At 48.3% G+C, this 21,840-nt stretch carries 14 protein-coding genes; 13 read left to right on the forward strand and 1 reads right to left on the reverse strand.

Annotation, left to right across the window (positions count from 1 at the left end; all coding sequences use genetic code 11):
- Nucleotides 1-66: 66 nt before the first annotated feature.
- From gltB to J4760_RS07195, 3 genes are all read left to right on the forward strand, one after another.
- Nucleotides 67-4,536, forward strand: coding sequence for a glutamate synthase large subunit (gene gltB / locus J4760_RS07185; RefSeq protein WP_237605268.1), 4,470 nt, complete (start codon nucleotides 67-69; stop codon nucleotides 4,534-4,536).
- A gap of 16 nt (nucleotides 4,537-4,552) precedes the next feature.
- Nucleotides 4,553-6,013 carry a glutamate synthase subunit beta gene (locus J4760_RS07190; RefSeq protein ID WP_237605269.1) on the forward strand — a complete coding sequence of 487 codons (1,461 nt, stop codon included), beginning with the start codon at nucleotides 4,553-4,555 and terminating at the stop codon, nucleotides 6,011-6,013.
- A 102-nt stretch (nucleotides 6,014-6,115) separates the two neighbouring features.
- Nucleotides 6,116-7,282, forward strand: coding sequence for an MFS transporter (locus tag J4760_RS07195; RefSeq protein ID WP_237605270.1), 1,167 nt, complete (start codon nucleotides 6,116-6,118; stop codon nucleotides 7,280-7,282).
- Nucleotides 7,283-7,340: 58 nt separating this feature from the next.
- On the opposite strand, the gene J4760_RS07200 is transcribed toward J4760_RS07195, so the two are convergent.
- Entirely contained in the window at nucleotides 7,341-7,661 is a 321-nt protein-coding gene (locus J4760_RS07200; RefSeq protein WP_145289380.1) for a winged helix-turn-helix transcriptional regulator, read from the reverse strand.
- A 197-nt stretch (nucleotides 7,662-7,858) separates the two neighbouring features.
- On the opposite strand from J4760_RS07200, the gene J4760_RS07205 reads away from it, so the two are divergent.
- From J4760_RS07205 to J4760_RS07250, 10 genes are all read left to right on the forward strand, one after another.
- Nucleotides 7,859-8,875: a TAXI family TRAP transporter solute-binding subunit gene (locus tag J4760_RS07205; protein ID WP_145289377.1), complete on the forward strand. Its 1,017-nt coding sequence runs from the start codon at nucleotides 7,859-7,861 to the stop codon at nucleotides 8,873-8,875.
- The gene (locus tag J4760_RS07210) at nucleotides 8,868-10,829 is read left to right on the forward strand and encodes a TRAP transporter permease (RefSeq protein WP_237605271.1); all 1,962 of its coding nucleotides are present in this window, start codon (nucleotides 8,868-8,870) and stop codon (nucleotides 10,827-10,829) included. Before J4760_RS07205 ends, J4760_RS07210 begins: the two co-directional genes overlap by 8 nt.
- Complete coding sequence (locus J4760_RS07215) at nucleotides 10,816-11,517, forward strand: FadR/GntR family transcriptional regulator (protein ID WP_186365539.1); 702 nt, start codon at nucleotides 10,816-10,818, stop codon at nucleotides 11,515-11,517. The genes J4760_RS07210 and J4760_RS07215 overlap by 14 nt, the downstream gene beginning before the upstream one ends.
- 26 nt (nucleotides 11,518-11,543) lie before the next feature.
- Complete coding sequence (locus J4760_RS07220; protein WP_370637548.1) at nucleotides 11,544-12,935, forward strand: FAD-binding oxidoreductase; 1,392 nt, start codon at nucleotides 11,544-11,546, stop codon at nucleotides 12,933-12,935.
- Nucleotides 12,928-14,208 carry a (Fe-S)-binding protein gene (locus J4760_RS07225; protein WP_145289364.1) on the forward strand — a complete coding sequence of 427 codons (1,281 nt, stop codon included), beginning with the start codon at nucleotides 12,928-12,930 and terminating at the stop codon, nucleotides 14,206-14,208. The genes J4760_RS07220 and J4760_RS07225 overlap by 8 nt, the downstream gene beginning before the upstream one ends.
- On the forward strand, nucleotides 14,205-15,401 hold the full coding sequence (lhgO, locus tag J4760_RS07230) for an L-2-hydroxyglutarate oxidase (RefSeq protein WP_237605272.1): 1,197 nt from the start codon (nucleotides 14,205-14,207) through the stop codon (nucleotides 15,399-15,401). Before J4760_RS07225 ends, lhgO begins: the two co-directional genes overlap by 4 nt.
- Before the next feature lie 139 nt (nucleotides 15,402-15,540).
- Nucleotides 15,541-16,704, forward strand: a complete 1,164-nt coding sequence (locus J4760_RS07235) for a M20 metallopeptidase family protein (RefSeq protein ID WP_145289357.1) — start codon at nucleotides 15,541-15,543, stop codon at nucleotides 16,702-16,704.
- Between the two features lie 115 nt (nucleotides 16,705-16,819).
- Nucleotides 16,820-17,650 carry a glucose PTS transporter transcription antiterminator GlcT gene (gene glcT, locus J4760_RS07240; protein WP_237605273.1) on the forward strand — a complete coding sequence of 277 codons (831 nt, stop codon included), beginning with the start codon at nucleotides 16,820-16,822 and terminating at the stop codon, nucleotides 17,648-17,650.
- Between the two features lie 120 nt (nucleotides 17,651-17,770).
- Entirely contained in the window at nucleotides 17,771-19,810 is a 2,040-nt protein-coding gene (gene ptsG, locus J4760_RS07245; RefSeq protein ID WP_145289352.1) for a glucose-specific PTS transporter subunit IIBC, read from the forward strand.
- Nucleotides 19,811-20,017: 207 nt separating this feature from the next.
- Nucleotides 20,018-21,802 (forward strand): S9 family peptidase, encoded by a 1,785-nt coding sequence (locus J4760_RS07250; protein ID WP_237605274.1) that lies wholly within the window; start codon nucleotides 20,018-20,020, stop codon nucleotides 21,800-21,802.
- Nucleotides 21,803-21,840 lie beyond the last annotated feature (38 nt).

Genomic DNA, 21,840 nt, shown 5'->3' on the forward strand with positions numbered 1-21,840 from the left:
ATTGTATAGGTGGTTCGGATGATAATATAGACTTACTAAAATATTCTGAAAAAGAGGTGACCTGGTATGAGTCTGTATCAGCCAATCAAACAAAAAGGTTTATATCATTATATGGACGAACACGACGCATGCGGCATCGGTTTCTATGCCAATATGGATAATATCCGTTCCCATGGTGTCGTCATCAAATCTCTTGAAATGCTCGAGAGATTGGATCACCGGGGTGGTGTCGGTAATGATGGTGTGACAGGTGATGGCGCTGGTATCATGACTGAAATACCACATGCACTCCTGCAGGAAGAGGTTGATGGTCTCCCCGGATTCGGTCAATATTCCGTCGGCATGTATCTGATCGATACCGGGGCATCTCTCGACACTTTCAAGAAAGTCGTAGAGGAGACAGTATCGGCAGAAGGCCAGCGTGTCATCGCCTTCAGGGATCTGCCGGTCAACGACGATGTGCTGGCGGACAACGTCCGTGAAACGGTGCCCCAGTTCATGCAGGTGGTCACAGACTGCCACGAGGCGCTTGACCTCTATTACATGAGGAAAATGATCGAGCAGAACCTCGAGGCCGCACATATCGGACACTACGTCGCTTCATTCTCAAATGAGACGATCGTCTATAAAGGGTGGCTGCGTGCCGGCCAGATCAAGCAGTTCTATGTGGACTTGAATGATTCGCGCTATGTGTCGAAGTTCGGTTCCGTCCATTCCCGCTTCAGTACGAATACATTCCCGAGCTGGGCGCGTGCGCACCCGAACCGCCTGCTGATGCATAACGGTGAAATCAATACCATCAAAGGCAATATGAACTGGATGAAAGCCCGCACGAAGCAGTGGCTGGTGGATACATTCGGTGAGAAGGGCAGAAAAATAGAAGCCATCATCGATGAATCAGGCAGTGACTCGGCCATCGTCGACAATGTCATGGAATTTATGAGTCTCTCGATGTCACCGGAGCAGGCGGCGATGATCATGATTCCGGAACCTTGGAAGTATCAGGACTATGACAACCCGTCCGTCAAGGATTTCTACGAGTTCTACAGCTATCTGATGGAACCGTGGGACGGCCCGACAATGATCAGCTTCTGTGACAACCATAAGCTTGGTGCACTGACGGACCGCAACGGTCTGCGTCCGGGTCGCTACTATGTCACAAAAAGCAATGAAATCATCTACTCCTCCGAAGTCGGCGTCGTTGATGTCGAAGAGTCGGAAGTACTCTATAAAGGGCAGTTGAGCCCAGGCAAGCTGCTGCTGGTCGACTTCGACCAGTCGAAGATCATCGAGAACGATGAACTGAAGCATGACATTGCCACACAGAAACCGTACAGCGAATGGATGTCACAGAAGCGCAGTGAGCATGTAGAGCCGGCGCCATTCAAACGTGAGCCGGTCGACAAGGACACACTGCATGAAGTGCTCGTCCGCTTCGGCTATACGAAAGAAGATATCGAGAAATATATGAAGCCGCTGACGCGTGAGGTGAAGGATCCGATCGGTGCAATGGGCTTCGACCAGCCGCTTGCATTCCTGTCGAGCCATTCAAAGCTGCTGTTCGACTACTTCAAGCAGCACTTTGCACAAGTGACAAATCCGCCGCTCGATTCCTATCGCGAGAAGATTGTAACGAGTGAAATCACCTACCTCGGCAAGGAAGGCCATCTGCTGGCACCGGGTGTAAAGGCGGTCGACCGTGTCCAGCTGGAGCTTCCGGTCATCGACCAGCGCGTCATGGACCGTGAGGATGTAAAACGTCTCGGCGTCATCGAAATAGACGCAACATATACAGGTTCACTCAAGGATGCACTATCATCTATCCAGTATCAGGCTGCCGAGCAGGCTGAGAAGCACGGTGTCATCGTGCTGACTGATGAGCGCATTCTGGAGGAGCCGGGCAGATATGCCATTCCATCACTTCTTGCCACAAGTGCAGTCCATCAGGCGCTCATCAATAGTGAATGCCGCACGAAGACGAGCATCGTCGTAAGAACGGCTGAAGTCAGGGAAGTGCATCACGTTGCGACACTGATCGGATTCGGTGCCAATGCGGTCCAGCCGTACATTGCACAGGAGACCCTCGTTTCGGTCTCCGGAGGAGATACAAAGGCTGTTGCTGCCTACAACAAGGCACTGACGGAAGGACTCATCAAAGTCATGGCGAAGATGGGCATTTCAACTGTCCAGAGCTATCATGGCGCACAGGTATTCGAAGCCGTCGGTCTCGGCAAATCCGTCATGCACGACTACTTCGGCAGTGCACCGTCCAAGATTGGCGGCCTGTCGATTGAAGATATCGATTATAGAAATAAGCAGATGCAGGATAGAAGGCTCGATCATCTCGAATCCGGAAGCAGATTTCAATGGCGCCAGCAGGGTGAAGACCATGTCATCAACCCGAACTCCATCCGACTGCTGCAGATCGCCTGCCGTACCAATGATAAGAAAGCGTATGAAGAATACAAGACATACATGCATGGCAGTCAGAATTCAAGCATCCGTCACCTATTGAAGTTCAAGAACCGACGCCCGATCGACATCGAGCAGGTCGAATCGAAGGAAGAGATCGTGAAGCGTTTCAAGACAGGCGCGATGAGTTTCGGATCCCTCTCCCAGGAGGCGCATGAAACGCTTGCTGAAGCGATGAACCAGATTGGTGGACGCAGCAACAGTGGTGAAGGCGGAGAACACCGCGAACGTTTTGCACCGAAAGCGGATGGCAGGAACCTGAACAGTGCCATCAAGCAGGTGGCTTCGGGACGATTCGGCGTCAACAGCGAGTACCTGAACAGCGCCAAGGAAATCCAGATCAAAGTGGCACAGGGGGCAAAGCCGGGTGAAGGTGGACAGCTGCCAGGACAGAAAGTGTATCCATGGGTTGCTGAAATCCGCAACTCGACACCAGGTGTCGGTCTGATCTCACCGCCACCGCACCATGACATCTATTCCATCGAGGATCTGGCCCAGCTGATCCATGACTTGAAGAATGCCAACAAGGATGCGGACATTTCGGTGAAGCTCGTTGCCAAAGGCGGCGTCGGTACGATTGCTGCCGGTGTAGCGAAAGCCTATGCCGATAAGATTGTCATCAGCGGCTTTGATGGTGGTACAGGTGCCTCGCCTCTGACAAGTATCCAGCATGCTGGACTGCCGTGGGAACTCGGTCTGACGGAAGCCCATCAGACATTGCAGCTGAATGGATTGAGGTCCAGGGTCACGCTTGAGACGGACGGCAAGCTCATGACCGGTCGTGATGTAGCAATTGCGTGCGCGCTTGGCGCAGAAGAATTCGCATTCGCGACGGCACCGCTTGTCGTACTCGGCTGCATCATGATGCGTGTCTGCCATAAGGATACGTGTCCGGTCGGCATCGCCACCCAGAATGGCGATCTGCGCAAGCTCTATACCGGCAAGGCGGAGCACGTGGTCAACTTCATGCACTTTATTGCTGAAGATATCAGGGAGATTCTGGCCGAGCTTGGTCTGAAATCCATGGATGATCTCGTCGGTGCGGTCGAGCACCTTGAAGTGGATACCGAAAAGACGGCCAACCATCATCTCGGTGAGCTCGATCTGTCTCCACTGCTGACGCCGATTGATGGCGCCAGAAGAAAGGTGGACGTCCAGAAGCACCCGTTCGAATGGTCACTCGATGACCTCAACCTGCTGCCTGACTTCGAAGAGAAGGTGGCTGCAGGCGAGCCGCATGAAGCGGCATACCATGTCAGGAACAGACACAGAAACATCGGTACCCAGCTTGGCAGCCTGATCACAAAGAAGCAGGGCATGACGACGCTCGATACCGGCACATACAGCGTGAACACATTCGGTCATGCCGGTCAGAGCTACGGTGCATTCATACCGAAAGGTCTGTCGATGCACCACATCGGAGACTTGAACGACTATGTCGGCAAGGGCATCTCCGGTGGACGCATCATCGTCGAGGCGCCCGTTGCGGAAAGAAGCCGTGACATCATCGTCGGCAACGTCTGCCTGTACGGTGCAATCGATGGCCAGGTGTTCATCAATGGTGTCGCGGGTGAGCGCTTCGGTGTCAGGAACAGTGGCGCGGAAGTTGTTGTCGAAGGCATCGGTGACCACGGGCTTGAATATATGACAGGTGGCCGTGTCGTCATCATCGGCAGCATCGGCAAGAACTTTGCTGCAGGCATGAGCGGTGGCATCGCCTATATCATCAATGAGAAGTCCGTCATCGAGAACCAGGTCAACATGAACCATGAAATGATTGAAGTCGGCCTTGTGGAAGACAGGGAAGAGCTCGCAAAAGTGATGCACATGCTCTATGACCATCAGGAATTCACCAATAGTGGCAGAGCAAGTGACGCAATCAGGAAAATAGAAGCAGGGGAACTGGAAATCATCAAGGTCATCCCGACTGAATATAGGAAAATGCAGCAGAAAATCCGCTATGGTCTGGAAAACAAGCACTCCCAGGCGGAAGCGGAACTGAAAGCATTCAACGGAGAACTGGTCTTCGAAGACAAAGAACTGGATAAGATGAATATATTCTAGAAAGGAGCGGTGTGAAATGGGCGAATTTAAAGGATTCATGAACTACAGCCGAAAAGCGCTGGCGGAAGCGGACCTGAAAGAGAGGCTCTCCAATTACGAAGCGTTCCAGCATCGCTTCTGCAATGAGGAGGCAAGTGAACAAGGCGCGCGCTGCATGGAATGCGGCACGCCTTTCTGCCAGACGGGTTCCAGTGTCGGCAAGGAAACGGTCGGCTGCCCGATCGGCAACTACATTCCTGAATGGAACGACCTTGTATATAAAGGCCAGTTCAAGGAAGCCTACAGACGTCTGATGGAAACCAACAACTTCCCGGAATTCACCGGAAATGTATGCCCGGCGCCATGTGAATCTTCATGCGTGCTGTCCATCAACAGCGACCCGGTTGCGATCAAAGGCATTGAGCGCACCATCATCGATGAAGCATTCGAGCAGGGGTGGGTCGAGCCGAGGACACCGAACCATAGACTCGAGACACGCATCGCCATCATCGGCAGCGGTCCGGCAGGGATGACAGCAGCGGATGAGATGAACGCATGGGGACACAACGTGGATGTATATGAGAGGGACTTCAAACCGGGCGGGCTGCTGAGATACGGCATTCCGAACATGAAGCTTGATAAAGCGGTCGTCGAGCGCAGAGTCGAACTGATGGAGGCAGCCGGTGTCAATTTCATCTGCGATGTCGAGGTCGGCAAGGACGTGACGTATGAGGAGCTGGACGAAAAGTATGATGCCATCATCGTTGCCACAGGCGCGCGCAAGCAGAGGGATCTGAAGCTTGAAGGCAGGCAGAGCAAGGATATCCAGTTTGCGATGGACTATCTCACAGAGCAGATCCAGTATCAGTTCGATGAGATCGAATCGCCATCCATCACTGCCAAGGACAAGCACGTCATCGTCATCGGTGGTGGGGATACAGGTGCCGACTGTGTGGCAATGGCTTTGAGGGAAGGATGCAAATCCGTCTTCCAGCTGAACAAGTATGATCGTCTGCCGGACAAGGTCGACGGCAACCCGTTCTGGCCACTGCAGAAGCAGGTATTCAAGCTGGACTACGCCCATGCGGAATATGAAAGCAGATTTGGCCAGGAGCCACGTGCATACGGAGTACAGACGATGGCATATGATGTCGATCTGGTCGGCGACCTGAACGGCATACAGACACAGGTGCTCAGCCAGCAGCCGCTTACGGATGTAACGATGGAAGATCAGGAACGCTATTTCAAGGCAGATCTTGTGCTGCTTTCCATCGGTTTCGAAGGCGTGGAGAGCGCGCTGCCGAAAGCATTCCAGCTGCATCTTGAAAACAACAGGATTGCTGCAGATGACCATGACTACAAGACGAACCGCAAAAAAGTATTCGCTGCGGGAGATGCCAGACGCGGCCAGAGCCTCGTTGTATGGGCAATAAAAGAAGGGCGCGAAGTCGCTCGTGCCGCACATAAATTTGCTGTACAGAACAGAATCCATTCATAAATGGAATGCCGGTCTCTATGACCGGCTTTTTTGTGTTTTCATCAAATATGGTATGATGTGGATTGAATAGCGGGATAGTCATACATATTAAGGAATGGTCAAATGGGAAAAGAACGTCTTTGGACTAAGGACTTTGTCATTGTATTCATATTCAACTTCTTCATCATGCTCGCAATGTTTCTGCTGATGGTCACGATCAGCGGCTACGCGGTGGATGAATTCAATGTATCCACCAGCACAGCAGGGCTTGTAGCCGGCATCTTCATCGTCGGTTCACTGATCGGCCGGATTCTGACCGGCCATCAGCTGAGTCTACTCGGTGCGAAGAAGATCATGTATATCGGGACGGCGATGTTCATCGTCACATACGGCCTTTATTTCATCGCAGGAAACTTGCCCACGCTGCTGCTGGTCCGCTTCTTCAATGGACTGGCCAATGGGGTCGCAACGACAGCAGTCGGGACCATCGCAGCACTCGCACTGCCGAAGTCGCGCCGGGGAGAGGGCATCAGCTACTTCAGTCTGAGCTTTGTCATGGCCACAGCACTCGGTCCGTTCATGGCGTTCTTCCTGCTGCAGCATATCACTTATCAGACATTGTTCATGATTGTGTTCGGGCTTGTACTGATTGCCAGTGTCTTCACCATCTTCGTCAAGACGGACAATACGACGGTCGACCTGTCGAAAGAGCCGAAGCCCAAGTTTGAATGGATTGATAAGAATGCCATGCCGATCGGCGTCGTTGTGCTGATCATCTGCATGACATATTCGACAGTATTGTCGTTCATTTCACTCTTTGCAGAAGAACAGAATCTGGTTGCCACTGCGAGCTACTTCTTCCTTGTCTATGCATCCATCATTCTGATTACACGTCCCGTTACAGGCAGAATCATGGATCAGCGTGGTGCCAATATCGTCATCTATCCTTCGTTTGCCGTGCTCGCGCTCGGCTATCTGGCGCTCGGACAGACGTCTTCCGGTTTCATGCTGCTGCTGTCCGGTGTGCTCCTCGGGTTCGGCTACGGCAACTTCCAGTCGATCACCCAGGCGCTGTGCATCAAAGTGGCGGATGCTAAAAATGTCGGCCTTGCCACTTCGACTTATTTCATCGCTTTGGATTTCGGCCTTGGCGTAGGTTCCTACATTCTCGGCACACTGGTACCGACCCTCGGCTACAGCGGACTCTACAGCTCGATGGTTGTACTCGTCGTCTTGGGAATCATCGTGTACTACATGGTCTATGGCAGATATGAACGCCGCAGAATATAGAAAAAAGGGGTGTGTTCAGAAGAACATACCCCTTTTGCTATTTTAGATCATTGGATAATTAAACTTCCTGAGGAACTTCGGACCACGCTTCAGCCCATTTCTGCAGTTCTTTGATGAACGGCTCCATGGCTTTACCTTTGTCAGTGAGCATATACTCGATTCTGACCGGCGTTTCCGGATAGACTTCCCTTTTTACAATACCTTCTTTTTCAAGCGTTTTAAGGCGCTCCGAGAGGACACGGCCACTGACACCCATGGATGATTCCAGATGGCAGAAACGCTTCGGACCAGCCATCAGCTGATAGATGATGAGTCCTGTCCATCGTTGACCGAGCACACCCATTGCATTTTCTAATTTTGGACAGATCGAATAGTCCATATCATCACTCCTTGAGTAATATTATACCCACCTTTATATGCGTTTTACAACCAAATTGGGAAAAGTTATGTAATAAAAATGCAAATAAATAGCAAAAATTCCTCTAAAAACATTGAACTTTCAGAATTGATGTTATAACATGATGATATTGTATTACAAGTGAAAGCGCATTCATAAGTAAATAAGGGGGATAATTTGTGAAGAAGAGCGTTGCTTCAATACTTCTAATTGTAACCATGATGGTCTTATCGAGCTGCAACTTTGAAAAAAAGGAAGTCTACAATATTGCGACAGCATCAACCGGTGGTACATATTATCCAATTGGTGTCGGGATGGGACAGCTTTGGACAGAGCAATACAAGGAACAGAATATCAAATTCAATGGTCAGTCTTCTGCGGGTTCCGTTGAAAATATTGATCTGCTTAAAAATGGGGAAGCGGACATGGCCATTCTGCAAAACTTGATTTCTACACAAGCATCAGAGGGCAGTGGTATTTATGAAGGCGATGCCTATGGAGACCTTAGGGCCATCGGAATGATCTGGCCGAATGTCGAACACTTTGTACTGATGACAAGTGAAGTGGAGACTGGAAACATTTCTGATATAGAAGGGAACTCCTTCTCTGTTGGTCCTCAGGCAAGTGGGACTGAGCAGTCGACCTTGACGATAATGGAAAGCCTTGGCCTTGATAAGAACAGCATAAGGCCGGAATATCTGGGGTACGACGATACGATTTCCTCGATGAGGGATGGGAGGCTTGAGGGGGGATCACTCCCCGCCGGTACGCCGGTCTCAGCCATTACCGATATGTTTGCGAGTGGGCTGGATGCCGAAATACTCAGCATAACGGACGAACAGCTCGAAGCTGTGAATTCTATTGTGGACGCCTGGTATAAATACACTATAGAAGAAGGAACCTATCCAAGGCAGACTGAAGACATAGAAACAATTGCACAGCCGAATATACTGGTTACATCAACAGCTATGGATGAAGAAATGGTCTACAATCTGACCAGAATTCTATTTGAGAATCGTGAGTTTATGATCGGTGTTCATAACTCAGCAAGGGAAATGCAGATTGAAACCGCTCTGGAAGGTCTCAATACACCGCTTCATGCGGGGGCCTATAGATATTTCAAAGAGCAGGGGCTGGAAATAGACGAAAAACTGATTCCTGAAGAAATACAGGAGGGAGGCGCTCAAAATGAATGATAAGACGAATCAGATCCAAACTTCGGACACGCCAGTTGGAAAGATGGAAAATGACAGACTGCAGGGTGTATCTGCCAAAACCGCCGCTTTAGTTGCAATCGTCCTATCCATATTTGTTCTGCTCACCTCCAGCTACCTGAACATCCAGGAGTTTTACAGAAATACAATTTTTATAACGCTGATTGTCGTACTTGGCTTTTTCCTCTATGCACCCAATAAGAAGAAGCCGGATCAGAAATTTTCCTATATGGATATTGCTCTGATAATACTTGCAATCATTTCAATCGGGTACATCACAGTAAACTATACGAACTTGCATGTAGAAAGAATGTCGCAGGCAAATACGACGGATTATATATTTGCGGTGCTTTGCATACTTGTAGTTTTCGAAATTACAAGAAGGACAATTGGATGGTTCATCCCCATACTCAGTGTCCTGGCGATGATCTATGCAGTATACGGAGCCTATTTCCCTATTGATTTTGCCCACTCGGGATTCAGTCTGGATCGGCTGCTCTACAGAGTATACATGACTTCAAATGGAATATTCGGAAGCACGCTATCCATTGCATCCACATATATCGTACTGTTCATTCTTTTTGGAGCGTTTCTGAGCGCGAGTGGGGCAAGCAAGCTGTTCAATGATCTGGCGTTGGCAATTGCCGGGCAGAGAAGGGGCGGACCTGCGCAGGTAGCGGTCATAACAAGTGCACTGACAGGTTCCCTGAATGGTAGTGCTGTTGCAAACGTAGCAACAACAGGTGCTTTTACGATTCCTTTGATGAAGAGCATCGGTCTGAAGTCGCGGTTCGCGGCAGGTGTTGAGGCGGCCGCTTCAACAGGCGGGATGATCATGCCCCCGATTATGGGTGCTGCAGCCTTCATAATGGCGGGTTTCCTTGGTGTTCCTTATACAGTTGTCATCATCGCAGGTATCATTCCGGCACTTCTCTACTATATTGCTCTTATATTTGCAGTGGACGCTGAAGCGAAGAAAATGGGGCTCAAAGGTCTCAGCAAAGATAATATTCCTGAAGTGAAAGCAGTCCTGCTTCAACGTGGCGCTCTGCTTCTGCCAATCATCATTGTATTTGGTGTACTGCTTACTGGAAGGACAGCTATTTTTGCTGGTTTTGCAGGAATTATCGCTGTCATTATCACTTCTTATCTGACTAAAGACAAAACAAATCGAATTACGATACAGAAATTTTTTGGTTCTCTTGTAGATGGTGCAAAAGGTTCAATACAGGTGGCGATTGCCTGTGCGTCTGTAGGCATCATCATTGCAGTCGTATCAATGAGTGGTGTGGGCTCAATGCTCGCATACAACGTAATTGACATAGCTGGAGGGAATCTGTTCCTGATTCTTGTTATGGTGATGGTTACATGCATCATCCTCAGTTTCGGTTTGCCTTCAACAGCACTTTATATTGTAGTAGCGGTCACTGCTGCACCTGCGCTGGTCCAGGCAGGCATTACGCCTCTGGCAGCCCATTTCTTCGTCTTCTACTTTGGTGCAATGTCCAATGTTACACCGCCAGTAGCCCTGGCAGCCTATACAGGTGCCGGTATAGCTGACTCTGATCCGATGAAAACATCCTGGACCGCGCTTAGACTGGCGTTGCCTGGATTCATCATACCTTTCATCATTGCATATGATCCGATACTTCTGATGGATGCTTCGGAAGGTCCGGTAAACTATGGATCATTACTGATTACCTTTGCAACAGCCATAGTTGGAGTATATGCTCTGGCAGTCGGTATGGGAAACTTCATAAGGGCCAGGTTATATATAGTTGAAAGAATGGCAATGATTGCAGTCGCCTTCCTGCTGATTACCACAAACCAGATGTTTGATCTGATTGGTATTGGATTGTTCATCATAGTTATAATTGTACACTATGCCAGGACCAGAAAAATATTGGAGGCAACAGAACTGGATGAAACCAATTAAGAAGGAAAACCTGTCACAGCTTATTTTCAATGACATTGCGGAATCGATAAAAAGTGGAGAATACGGCATAGGGGATAAACTGCCTTCGGAGAATCAGCTTGCAAAATATTATGATGTAAGCCGTGTGCCTGTAAGGGAGGCGATCAGTAAACTCGCTTCCTGGGGCTATGTGGAGTCGAATCAGGGTAAAGGCTCTTTTGTTAAAAACAGTATGATAACTGATGAAATGATGCAGTTCACATTTGATGGGTTCGATACGAAGGAACTTTTCGATCTGCTGGAAATGAGGACGGTGATCGAAGTCCAGTCAGCATCAATGGCCGCCATTAGAAGATCAGATGAAGATCTGTTAAAAATTGAAGCAGCACTCAATGACTTCAGAAAAATCACAGTCGATCAGAAGGCGATCGGAGTCAAGGCGGATTATGATTTCCACGAAGCAATCGTACTGGCTACAGGAAACGCGTTTATGATCCAGACATTCAGTAACCTGCAAAACATTCACCAGAATGCTTTGGAATTTTCGTTGAAGCTTAATGTTGGGAGACCGGCAAAACGGGAGCAGGTCTTTTCGGAACATGAAAATATATTTGATGCAATTAGAAACCAGGATTCACTAAGAGCAGAAGAAAGCATGAAAGCGCACTTGTATAACATGAGAAGAAAACTGGGTGATGAAAGAGTATAGGGGGTTGGAGTATGAATAATAATGCTATGGAAAAGCTGAAAAATTTTATGGGTGACCGTCTTCTGACGGAAATTGATGAAAGAGTGTCGTACGGATATGACGGTTCTTTTGGTCAATATCTACCGGACTGCGTAGTACAGGTCCTGTCCACAGAAGAAGTGCAGCAGACTGTATGTATTGCCAACGAATATGAAATCCCTCTATATGCCAGAGGGGCAAGCACCAGTCTGTCAGGCGGGCCACTCCCGGTTCATGGGGGAATTGTGCTGGATTTCTCACAGTGGCACAGCAAGCTCGAGATCTATCCTGAAGACCTTATCATCAAAGCCAGTCCGGGAGTCATAACAGGTGATATCCACAAGTTGGCCGAATCTTACAACCTCATGTATCCACCCGATCCTTCCTCTTCTTCCATCTGTACCATCGGTGGCAACCTTGCCGAGAACGCAGGTGGACCAAGAGGGGTGAAGTACGGGGTGACAAAAGATTATGTCATTGGGCTGGAAATAGTTACAGCGGATGGCAAGGTGCTTAAGACTGGAGGGAATACGGTCAAGAATGTGACAGGATACGACCTTACCAAGCTGATCATCGGTTCTGAAGGAACGCTTGCCATTATTACAGAAGCGACATTACGTCTCATACCAAAGCCGCTGGATACCAGAACAGCCATGATCATATTTGATGATCTGTACACGGCTGGACAATCCATATCAAAAATACTTACTTCCGGGGTAAGACCATCCAAAATGGAAATACTGGATAGAAACGCAATCAATAAAGTGGTCGATTATGCAGGGCTTGATCTACCCAGGGAGGCAGCAGCAATTCTGCTGGTGGAAGTGGATGGGGATCCTGATGTCCTGTCAAAAGAGCTCGATATTGTGCAGGAAGCTTTGAAAAAGATAGGAGTGGACGACATCCAGATAGCCAGTGATAAAGAGGAAGAAGCCAGGCTTTGGCAAGTCAGAAAACTCGTTTCGCCCGCTATTGTTACAAGTGGCTATACGAAAATATCAGAGGATGCGACAGTGCCTCTCAGTAAAATTCCTGATATGTTCAGGAAAATTGATGAAATCAAGCGCAAGTATAATTTGAACATTGTTGTATTCGGTCATGCGGGGGACGGCAATCTGCATCCAACCATCAATACGAACATGAGGGACTCTGATGAAGTCGGAAGAGTTGAAGACGCTGTCGAGGAAATTTTTAAATATGCCATCGAACTTGGCGGTACCTTATCAGGTGAGCATGGTATCGGAACAATGAAAAAAGCGTTTCTTGCCAACGAAATCAGTGATGATGGCGTGCTTTTTCAAAAAGCCATCAAGAAAGCATTGGATCCAAAAAATATTCTTAATCCAGGCAAAATCTTTCCTGAACCTGGAGAAAAAAGGTTAGTGTTGCAAAATGACTGAGACATTAATAGATAAACTGGACTATCGTGCCACTTTTGACTGTGTACAATGCGGCTACTGTCTGCCAGTATGCCCGACCTATCTTGCATTCAAGAAAGAAAAACACTCACCAAGAGGCAGGATCAATCTTGTCAAGATGGCAGCGGAAGAGAAAATTTCCATTGAAGATATGCGAGAAGGCATCGATCTTTGTCTGGGATGCAGAGCGTGTGAAACCATCTGTCCAACTAATGTAAGGTATGGAGACATTCTGATGTCCGCAGTGGAAGTACTTGAAGAGAATAAAAGCACAGGTGTTATAGAAAAAGGTATTCGAACATCTGCTTTCGGAATTGCCCTGAAGCATAAAAAAGTGCTGCGTCTCATCAACAGAGGTTTATATGCTTATCAGCTGTCAGGTGTACAGGGATTGGTGAATAAAAAAAATCTGCTGAAACCTGTAGACAAATTCAATCAGCTGAATAAAGCGATGCCCGATGTCGTTCTAAGTCGAAGGATTTCAAGAAGCGTCAATCCATTCAGGAATAAAGAAATGTCAGTCGGGTTCTTTCAAGGCTGTATAATGGAATCTTTTTTTGCGCATATTAACTCGCTGGCTATGAAAATAATGAAGAAAAACGGAATTCAGGTAACGAATATTCCGACGCAGACGTGCTGTGGCGCACTCCAGCATCATGCAGGGGAAGCAGATCGTACACTGGAGCTGGCAATGAAGAATATCGAGGCATATGAAAAATATGATTTCGATTACATCGTAAACACCATTGGCGGCTGCGGGGCAACATTGAAAGAGTATGACAAACTGTTTGTGCCTGGTACGAACTGGCATGATCGTGCCAGAGCATTTACAGACAAAGTGCGTGATATTTCCCAGATCATGGCCATGATAGAATTTGATTTCTCAAACGAAGTCAATCGCAGAGCAGTGTACCAGCCATCATGCCACCTGGAAAATGTACAGAAAGTATTCAGTGAACCTTTGGATATCATCAGAAAGATCCCGGGACTCGATTATGTGGAAATGAATGAAAAGTCACTATGCTGCGGCTCGGCAGGTGTCTATAATATTCTTCATTTTGATGAATCCATGCAGATTCTGGATATGAAAATGAATAACGTCAAGCAGACACGTCCTGATCTGATCATCACTTCCAACCCGGGCTGCCACATACAGATGAAGCTTGGTGTGGAACGCGAAGGGTTGAGTAGGGAAATCGAAGTCAGGCATATAGTTGAAGTTGTAGCAGAAGCTTGTGGGGTGATGGAAGGATGAAAACAGATATTCTTATTGTAGGTGCCGGCATTATCGGCCTGAGTACGGCTTATCATCTCTCAAAGGAGTATCCGGATAAGCAGATTACAGTTGTTGAAAAGGAAGCAGCAGCAGCCACTCATCAGACCGGACACAACAGTGGCGTCATCCATTCCGGTATATATTATCGTCCAGGATCCTATAAAGCACAGTTTGCACGCAATGGCTCCAAGTCGATGATCGCCTTCTGTAAAGCACATGACATAGAGTACAACCAGTGCGGTAAAGTGATCGTAGCAACCAGTGAAGCGGAAATACCACGGCTTAAGGCGCTATACGAACGTGGGTTGGAAAATCACCTGGATGTCACTCTGCTCGATGGTCAGAAGGTGCGCGAAATTGAGCCTTTTGTCCGGACAGTTGCCGGAATCCTTGTCAAAGACACAGGCATTGTAGACTATAGGCTTGTGACAGAGAAGTTCGGAGAACTTTTTGAAGCGGGTGGTGGCATCATACATTACAGTGCACAGGTGGAAGACATCGAGAGAAGAGACAATCATCTCATGATCAAGACCAGCCAGGAACATTATGAAGCGGATTACCTTATCAACTGTGCAGGGCTCTACAGTGATAAGCTGGCACGTCTTTGCGGCATTGACACCGCAGTCCGTATCATTCCCTTCAGGGGAGAGTACTTCAAGCTCGATGAGAGTGTCGAACATTACGTCCGTACGCTGATATATCCAGTACCGAATCCTGAACTGCCATTCCTTGGCGTCCATTTCACAAACATGATTGGTGGCGGCGTAGATGTCGGACCAAATGCAGTACTTGGTTTCAAGAAGGAAGCCTACGGAAAAATCGGATTCGATTTTAGGGAAACAACAGAAATACTCACTTTCCCTGGATTATATCGCATGGGGATTAAAAATATTAAAGAGGCAATTGGTGAATACTATCGCTCATTTAACAAAAAAGCATTTGTAAAAGAAGCGAAAAAACTGATACCCCTCCTGGATGAAGAACATATACAGCCGATGGAAGCAGGTGTCAGAGCCCAGGCGATGAAACCCGATGGTACATTGCTGGATGATTTCTACTTTGAAGAGGATGAGCGAAGCCTGCATGTTCTGAATGCCCCATCCCCTGCTGCGACATGCTCGATCGAAATTGGTAAAGAGATAGTGGAACGGTTCAAAAGCAAGACAGATTGATATTGGAGGTATATGAGGGTGTCACGGCCCTCATATGCTTTTTTTATGTTGCTGAACTTACGAGGCGTGATAAACGTTTGAAAATGTTTCATACGGATATGTTATTAATATAATAATCAAGAGGAAAGTGGGTTTATTAATGACTGTAAAAGATCGCGCAATAGATAATCATCTGGAGCATGTCATCAATTTCAGAAGAAGACTTCATAAGGCACCGGAACTGAGCTTCAAGGAATATGAGACGACGAAACTTGTGGCACATGGGCTTGAGGACACGGATATAGAATTCTACGAACTGTCCGAGGATACCGGGCTGATTGGTGTGCTGGAGAAGGACCCGAGCTACGAGTATATCGGGGTGCGGGCGGATATGGATGCTCTGCCCATTACAGAGGAGAATGATCTCGATTTCAAATCTGAAAATGAAGGTGTCATGCATGCGTGTGGACATGACATCCACACGAGCATCATCTACGGCTTTGCGAAAGTCATCAATGAGCTGTATGAAGACCTCAAGTATAATCTTGTCTTCATTTTCCAGCCGGCGGAAGAGACGCTTGAAGGGGCGAAGTATATAAATGATGAACTGAAGCGCCTTGAGATTCCGGTCGACAAGATGATCATGTTCCACACGTGGCCGACGCTTGAAGAAGGTCTGATCGGCTACAGGGAAGAGGATATGATGGCCGGATCAATCACTTTTGATGTGAAGCTGACTGCCAAGGGTGGCCATGCGGCGCATCCCGATACGACAGCCGATCCGATCTACCTGGCATCAAACATCATCCAGTTCATCCAGGGCATCGCGTCACGGTTCAATGACCCGGCGACACCGGTTGTCATCACAGTCGGACAAATTCATGCAGGGGAGAAGAACAACGTCATCCCGGATGCGCTTCATTTCGGTGGCAGCATACGAAGCTTTTCTGAAAAGTCCATCGACATGGCGAAGCGCATGCTGGGTGAGTATACAGACGACCTGATGAAGATGTCGGATGCCGACTGCAACATTGAATACAGTCGCTATTGCCCGCCTGTCATCAATAATAAGGAACTTGTCAATGATTTCATCAATAGTGGTGAAGATGTAAAGTTTCATGAGCTGAAGGAGCCTTCCATGGGTTCTGAAGATTTCGCTTTCTATATGCAGGATTATATCGGCGCTGCCTTCCGGGTAGGCACAAAGATCAAAGGTGAAGAGAAGAGTACCTATTCCCTTCACAGTCCGGAAGTCATATTTTCCGAGAAGAGTATCGAAACGGCCATACGCTCACTCGTCAATTTTACGACAAAGGCACATTAGAATGGATTTCAAGCCGGGGAGCCCCGGCTTTTTTATTGGCTATATACACCTTGCACTTATCGTCTGCATTATATATATTTGAATGAGCAGATGAGGAAAGTGGGATACGCTCTTGGTGACGATAGAGAAAGCTCTGAATAACAATGTAGTAATTGGCAGGGATGAGTTCGAGGAAGTTGTACTGATCGGCCGTGGCATCGGGTTCGGCAAGAAGAACGGGGATGTGCTGGATATCGAAGAGGCGGATAAGGTCTACAAGCTCGAGGGCCAGCAGGATACGAGCAGATACCAGACGCTTCTGACCATGGCGGACGAGCGTCTATTCCAGTCTACACTTGAAGCCATCGAACTGATCGATGAGATGACGACGGAAAACATCAACAACAGGATTCTGCTGTCACTGACGGACCATCTGCTTTTCGCGATGAAGCGGCAGGAGGAGGGCATAGAGATTACCAATCCTTTCGTCAATGAAACGAAGGCACTCTACCCGAAGGAATTCCGGATTGCGGAAGCAGTCGTTGAAATGTTCAACAAGAAATATGGCATCCATCTGCCGGAAGCGGAAGTGGGTTTCATTGCGCTTCATGTCCATTCGTCCATATACAACCGTTCACTCCATGATATGAATGTACTGTCGGAAGTGGTGCACCAGGCCATCGTCATCATCGAATACGGACTCGAGACGACAATCGACCAGTCTTCCATCCAGTATGACCGCTTCGTGCGGCATATCAGCTTCTGCGTCCAGCGGGTAATGAACGGTGAAAGTGTCCCTTCACAGGAACAATTCGATTTGCTGTTGAAAGCGCAATATCCGATGTGCTATAATATAGCTGTAAAAATTATGAAGATGATACAGAATAAATTGCAGCGCAAGGTGTACGACTCGGAAGTCGTCTATCTTACGATGCACATACAGCATTTCAGACATTATTCTAAATAGACGTGTTACCGGTAAGGGCATGAGTCTACAGGAATGGTTTATTTAACTATCCCTGTATTCTCATGTCTTTTTCTGTGTCATTTTCATAAAACAAAATCTTTTCATTAGGAGGAAATTACTATGTTCAGAAAGCTTTTTGGACAGCTTCAGCGTATCGGTAAAGCATTGATGCTTCCGGTTGCGATCCTGCCGGCTGCCGGTCTGATGCTCGGTATCGGTGCTGCACTGCAGACTGAAGCGATGGTTGAATGGCTGCCGTTCCTGGAAGCCGGTTGGATTGTTGCCTTATCCGACATGCTGCAGGCAGCAGGTGCAGTTGTATTTGATAATCTGGCCTTACTATTCGCACTAGGTGTCGCCGTCGGTCTCGCGAAAGGTGACGGTGTCGCAGCAATCGCAGCATTTGTCGGCTACATGATCATGAACGTTACGATGGGTCAGATTGCAGGCGTGACACCGGAATTGGCAGCAGATGACCCGGCCTATGCCAATGTTCTTGGCATTCCAACGATCCAGACCGGTGTATTCGGTGGTATCATCATCGGTATACTTGCTGCCTGGGCCTACAACAAGTTCTATAATATCAATCTGCCGGACTTCCTCGGCTTCTTTGCCGGAAAGCGCTTCGTGCCGATTGTGACAGCAGCAGCAGCATTCATCATCGGTCTGGCGATGTTCATCATCTGGCCGCCGATCCAGGGTGCCATGAATGAAATATCACTCTGGCTGATGGAAGAAAATACGGCAATCGGCGTATTTGCTTTTGGTATGATCAAACGACTACTTATTCCTTTCGGACTGCACCACATTTTCCATGCCCCATTCTGGTTCGAGTTCGGAACCTACACGAACGCAGCAGGGGAAATTGTCCGTGGGGACCTGAACATCTTCTTCGCACAGCTGCGTGACGGTGTTGAGCTGACTGCAGGTAACTTCATGCAGGGTGAATTCCCGGTCATGATGTTCGGTCTGCCGGCAGCAGCCCTTGCCATGTATCACACAGCACGCCCGGAACGTAAGAAATACGTTGCAGGCATCATGATTTCAGCAGCGCTGACAAGTTTCCTGACAGGTATCACAGAACCCCTTGAGTTCTCATTCCTGTTCGTTGCGCCACTGCTTTATTTCATCCACGCAGTACTCGATGGACTCAGCTTCCTGATCCTGTACCTGCTTGACTTGAATCTGGGCTACACATTCTCAGGCGGTTTCATCGACTTCTTCCTATTCGGTATTCTTCAGAATCGTACCGAATGGTGGTGGGTACTCATCGTCGGTGCAGCTTATGCGGTCATCTACTATGTGGTCTTCCGCGTACTCATCCAGGCGTTGAACCTTAAAACACCAGGTAGAGAAGACGAAACTTCAGAAACAACAATCTCCACAGCACAGGAACTGCCATTCAACGTACTCGCTGCTATGGGTGGAGAAGAGAACATCAAGCATCTCGATGCATGCATCACACGTCTCCGAGTGGAAGTAGCCGATACTGCTGCGGTTGATGAGCAGGAACTGAAAGCACTCGGTGCTTCAGGTGTCATGAAAGTCGGCAATAATATGCAGGCGATCTTCGGACCGAAATCCGACCAGATCAGAAATGACATGCAGCGTATCATCGATGGAGAAATTTCATCACCATCCGAAACAACAGTGACGGAATCCACAGACGATGATATGGAAGCGGCCAAGGACTCACAGATGATGTCCGATGAAAATAAAGACGTCTATTCACCAATCGAAGGTGAAGCAGTCGACCTTTCCGAAGTGCCGGATCAGGTCTTCAGTGAGAAGATGATGGGCGATGGCGTTGCGATCAAGCCATCAAGCGGCATCGTCAGAGCACCATTCGATGGAGAAATCGTCACTGACTTCCCGACCAAGCACGCACTCGGCCTCGTCAACGAAGGTGGACTCGAACTCCTCATCCACTTCGGACTCGATACAGTCAACCTGAAAGGCGAAGGCTTCGATCTGAAAGTTGCGACTGGTGACAAGATCAAAAAAGGTGATGTACTGATGGAGGTCGACCTCGACCACATCAGACAGAACGCGAAGAGCGACATCACACCAATCATCATCACCGGACCAGCCGGTACAGAAATTGCAGCAAGAGAACTGGGCAAAGTAAACAACGATGATGTCGTCATCAACATCAAGTAAAGCTATGCGAAGGACAGCATGCACATCGAGTGCATGCTGTTTTTTTGTGGAGAGATAGGGGTTTAATTCGCCTTGGTAGGGTGTCATGAGCAAGAGGTGACAAAACCGACAAGGCAACCCATCCCGGATATGTCTGAATTGTCACAAAAATGATTTTCGACTACAATGGGGGAAAGTATACATTTAAATAAAAAAGGGGTCTGTATAATGATTGGATTTCCAAAACCGACGGTGGAGCAGTTCTTTACATCCTATAACATCAACAATTTTACAGTGAGTCCGGATGAGAAGAAGATTCTTTTCAGTACCAACCTGAATGGCAAAGTGAACATCTGGGCGATGGATACTACGGAAACATATCCGTTTCTTTTCGCACAGAAGGATGAGAATACGAGCTTCATAAAATATGATCCGAAGGCGCGCTATGTTCTTGCCGGATATGACCATGACGGGGATGAAAACTACCAGATCTATGCTGTAGGACCGGAAGGTGGCGTGCCGAAGCCGCTGATTACTGGTGAAGCGGACGAGAAGTACTTCTTCGGCAAGCTGTCCCAGGATGGCAATAAGATCTATTATATGACTTCAAAAGGGAACGAGAGTTTCCTCGACACCAAGGTGTACGATATCGGGACAGGTGAAATGCGGACACTGCATGAAGGGGAGCGGGGGCCGACCTACCTGGTTGATGTATCACTCGATGAACAGAACACGGCGCATGTCCAGGTGCTGGCCAATACTTATATTCTTGGTTTCATCAAAATTGGTTCGGACATCGACTATATTACGCCGAATCCGGACGTGGTGCATACGGTCGGCGGGATGACATTCGTAAAGGATGACGAAGTCTGGTTCAGTACCGACTACGAGAGCGAGTACAGCTATCTGGCAAAATACAATCTGACACGCAAGGAATTTGCGAAAGTCATGGACTTCGGCTATGAATCGGTGACGGATATCCAGTTCAACCGTGACAGGAATATGCTGTACATCGTAACGGAGAAAGGGGTTGTGGATAAGCTCTACTACTATGATCTCAATCATGATCAGTCTGATGAAATCACTCTGCCGTTCGACTCCATCAGGCAGCTTGCTGCAGTGAAGAGCGGGAACCTCTACGTACTTGGCGGCAGCGCAACACAGCCGTTCAACATCTGGGAATACAGTCAGGAAAAATGGACACCTCTGACGAAAAACCGTGTGCTCGGTGTAACGCCGGACGATATGGTGGAACCTGAAACCATCCGGTACAGTTCCTATGATGAACTGCCGATCGAAGCGCTGCTGTTCCGTGCGAAGCCCGAAAACAGCAACGGCTATACGATATTCTGGCCGCACGGCGGACCGCAGGCCGCAGAGCGCAAGTTCTACCGTGCCATGTTCCAGATGTTCCTGAACCACGGATACAATATCTTCTGTCCGAACTTCAGAGGCAGCACAGGCTACGGGTCTTCATTTGTAAAGCTTGTCGAGCAGGACTGGGGCCATGGGCCACGACTTGATAATGTGTCGGCTGTCGAATGGCTGTTTGATAACGGCATTTCATCTCCAGAGAAGCTTTTCCTTGTCGGTGGGAGCTACGGCGGATACATGGCACTTCTGCTGCATGGCAGACATCCTGAGTACTTCAAGGCGGTCGTCGACATATTCGGGGTGTCCAACCTCTTCACTTTCTACAACTCGGTGCCGGACCACTGGAAACCGATCATGGAACGCTGGGTCGGCGATCCACAGAAGGATAAGGAAAGGTTCGAGAAAGATTCGCCGATCACCTATCTTGATACGATGTCAAAGCCGATGCTCGTCATCCAGGGGGCAAAAGACCCGAGGGTCGTCAAAGAGGAGTCGGACCAGATTGTCGAAGAGCTGAGAGGTGCGGGCAGAGAGATCGACTACCTTGTGCTGGATGATGAAGGCCACGGATTCTCCAAGAAGCAGAATGAAATCAAAGTGTATAAGACCATGCTCGAGTTTCTGGAAAAGCACCAGTAGTTCCTTGTGATTAAGCGTATGGACCATTAAAATGATGC

It is taken from the genome of Salinicoccus sp. ID82-1 (assembly GCF_021991715.1).
GTDB lineage: Bacteria > Bacillota > Bacilli > Staphylococcales > Salinicoccaceae > Salinicoccus > Salinicoccus cyprini.

Excerpts from the sequence above, each read along its gene's own strand:
- J4760_RS07250 (WP_237605274.1), top strand. The coding sequence starts at position 20,018 with ATGATTGGATTTCCAAAACCGACGGTGGAGCAGTTCTTTACATCCTAT.
- J4760_RS07215 (WP_186365539.1), top strand. The coding sequence starts at position 10,816 with ATGAAACCAATTAAGAAGGAAAACCTGTCACAGCTTATTTTCAATGAC.
- J4760_RS07210 (WP_237605271.1), top strand. The coding sequence starts at position 8,868 with ATGAATGATAAGACGAATCAGATCCAAACTTCGGACACGCCAGTTGGA.
- J4760_RS07235 (WP_145289357.1), top strand. The coding sequence starts at position 15,541 with ATGACTGTAAAAGATCGCGCAATAGATAATCATCTGGAGCATGTCATC.
- J4760_RS07200 (WP_145289380.1), bottom strand. The coding sequence starts at position 7,661 with ATGGACTATTCGATCTGTCCAAAATTAGAAAATGCAATGGGTGTGCTC.
- J4760_RS07195 (WP_237605270.1), top strand. The coding sequence starts at position 6,116 with ATGGGAAAAGAACGTCTTTGGACTAAGGACTTTGTCATTGTATTCATA.
- gltB (WP_237605268.1), top strand. The coding sequence starts at position 67 with ATGAGTCTGTATCAGCCAATCAAACAAAAAGGTTTATATCATTATATG.
- ptsG (WP_145289352.1), top strand. The coding sequence starts at position 17,771 with ATGTTCAGAAAGCTTTTTGGACAGCTTCAGCGTATCGGTAAAGCATTG.
- J4760_RS07220 (WP_370637548.1), top strand. The coding sequence starts at position 11,544 with ATGGAAAAGCTGAAAAATTTTATGGGTGACCGTCTTCTGACGGAAATT.
- J4760_RS07225 (WP_145289364.1), top strand. The coding sequence starts at position 12,928 with ATGACTGAGACATTAATAGATAAACTGGACTATCGTGCCACTTTTGAC.
- lhgO (WP_237605272.1), top strand. The coding sequence starts at position 14,205 with ATGAAAACAGATATTCTTATTGTAGGTGCCGGCATTATCGGCCTGAGT.
- J4760_RS07190 (WP_237605269.1), top strand. The coding sequence starts at position 4,553 with ATGGGCGAATTTAAAGGATTCATGAACTACAGCCGAAAAGCGCTGGCG.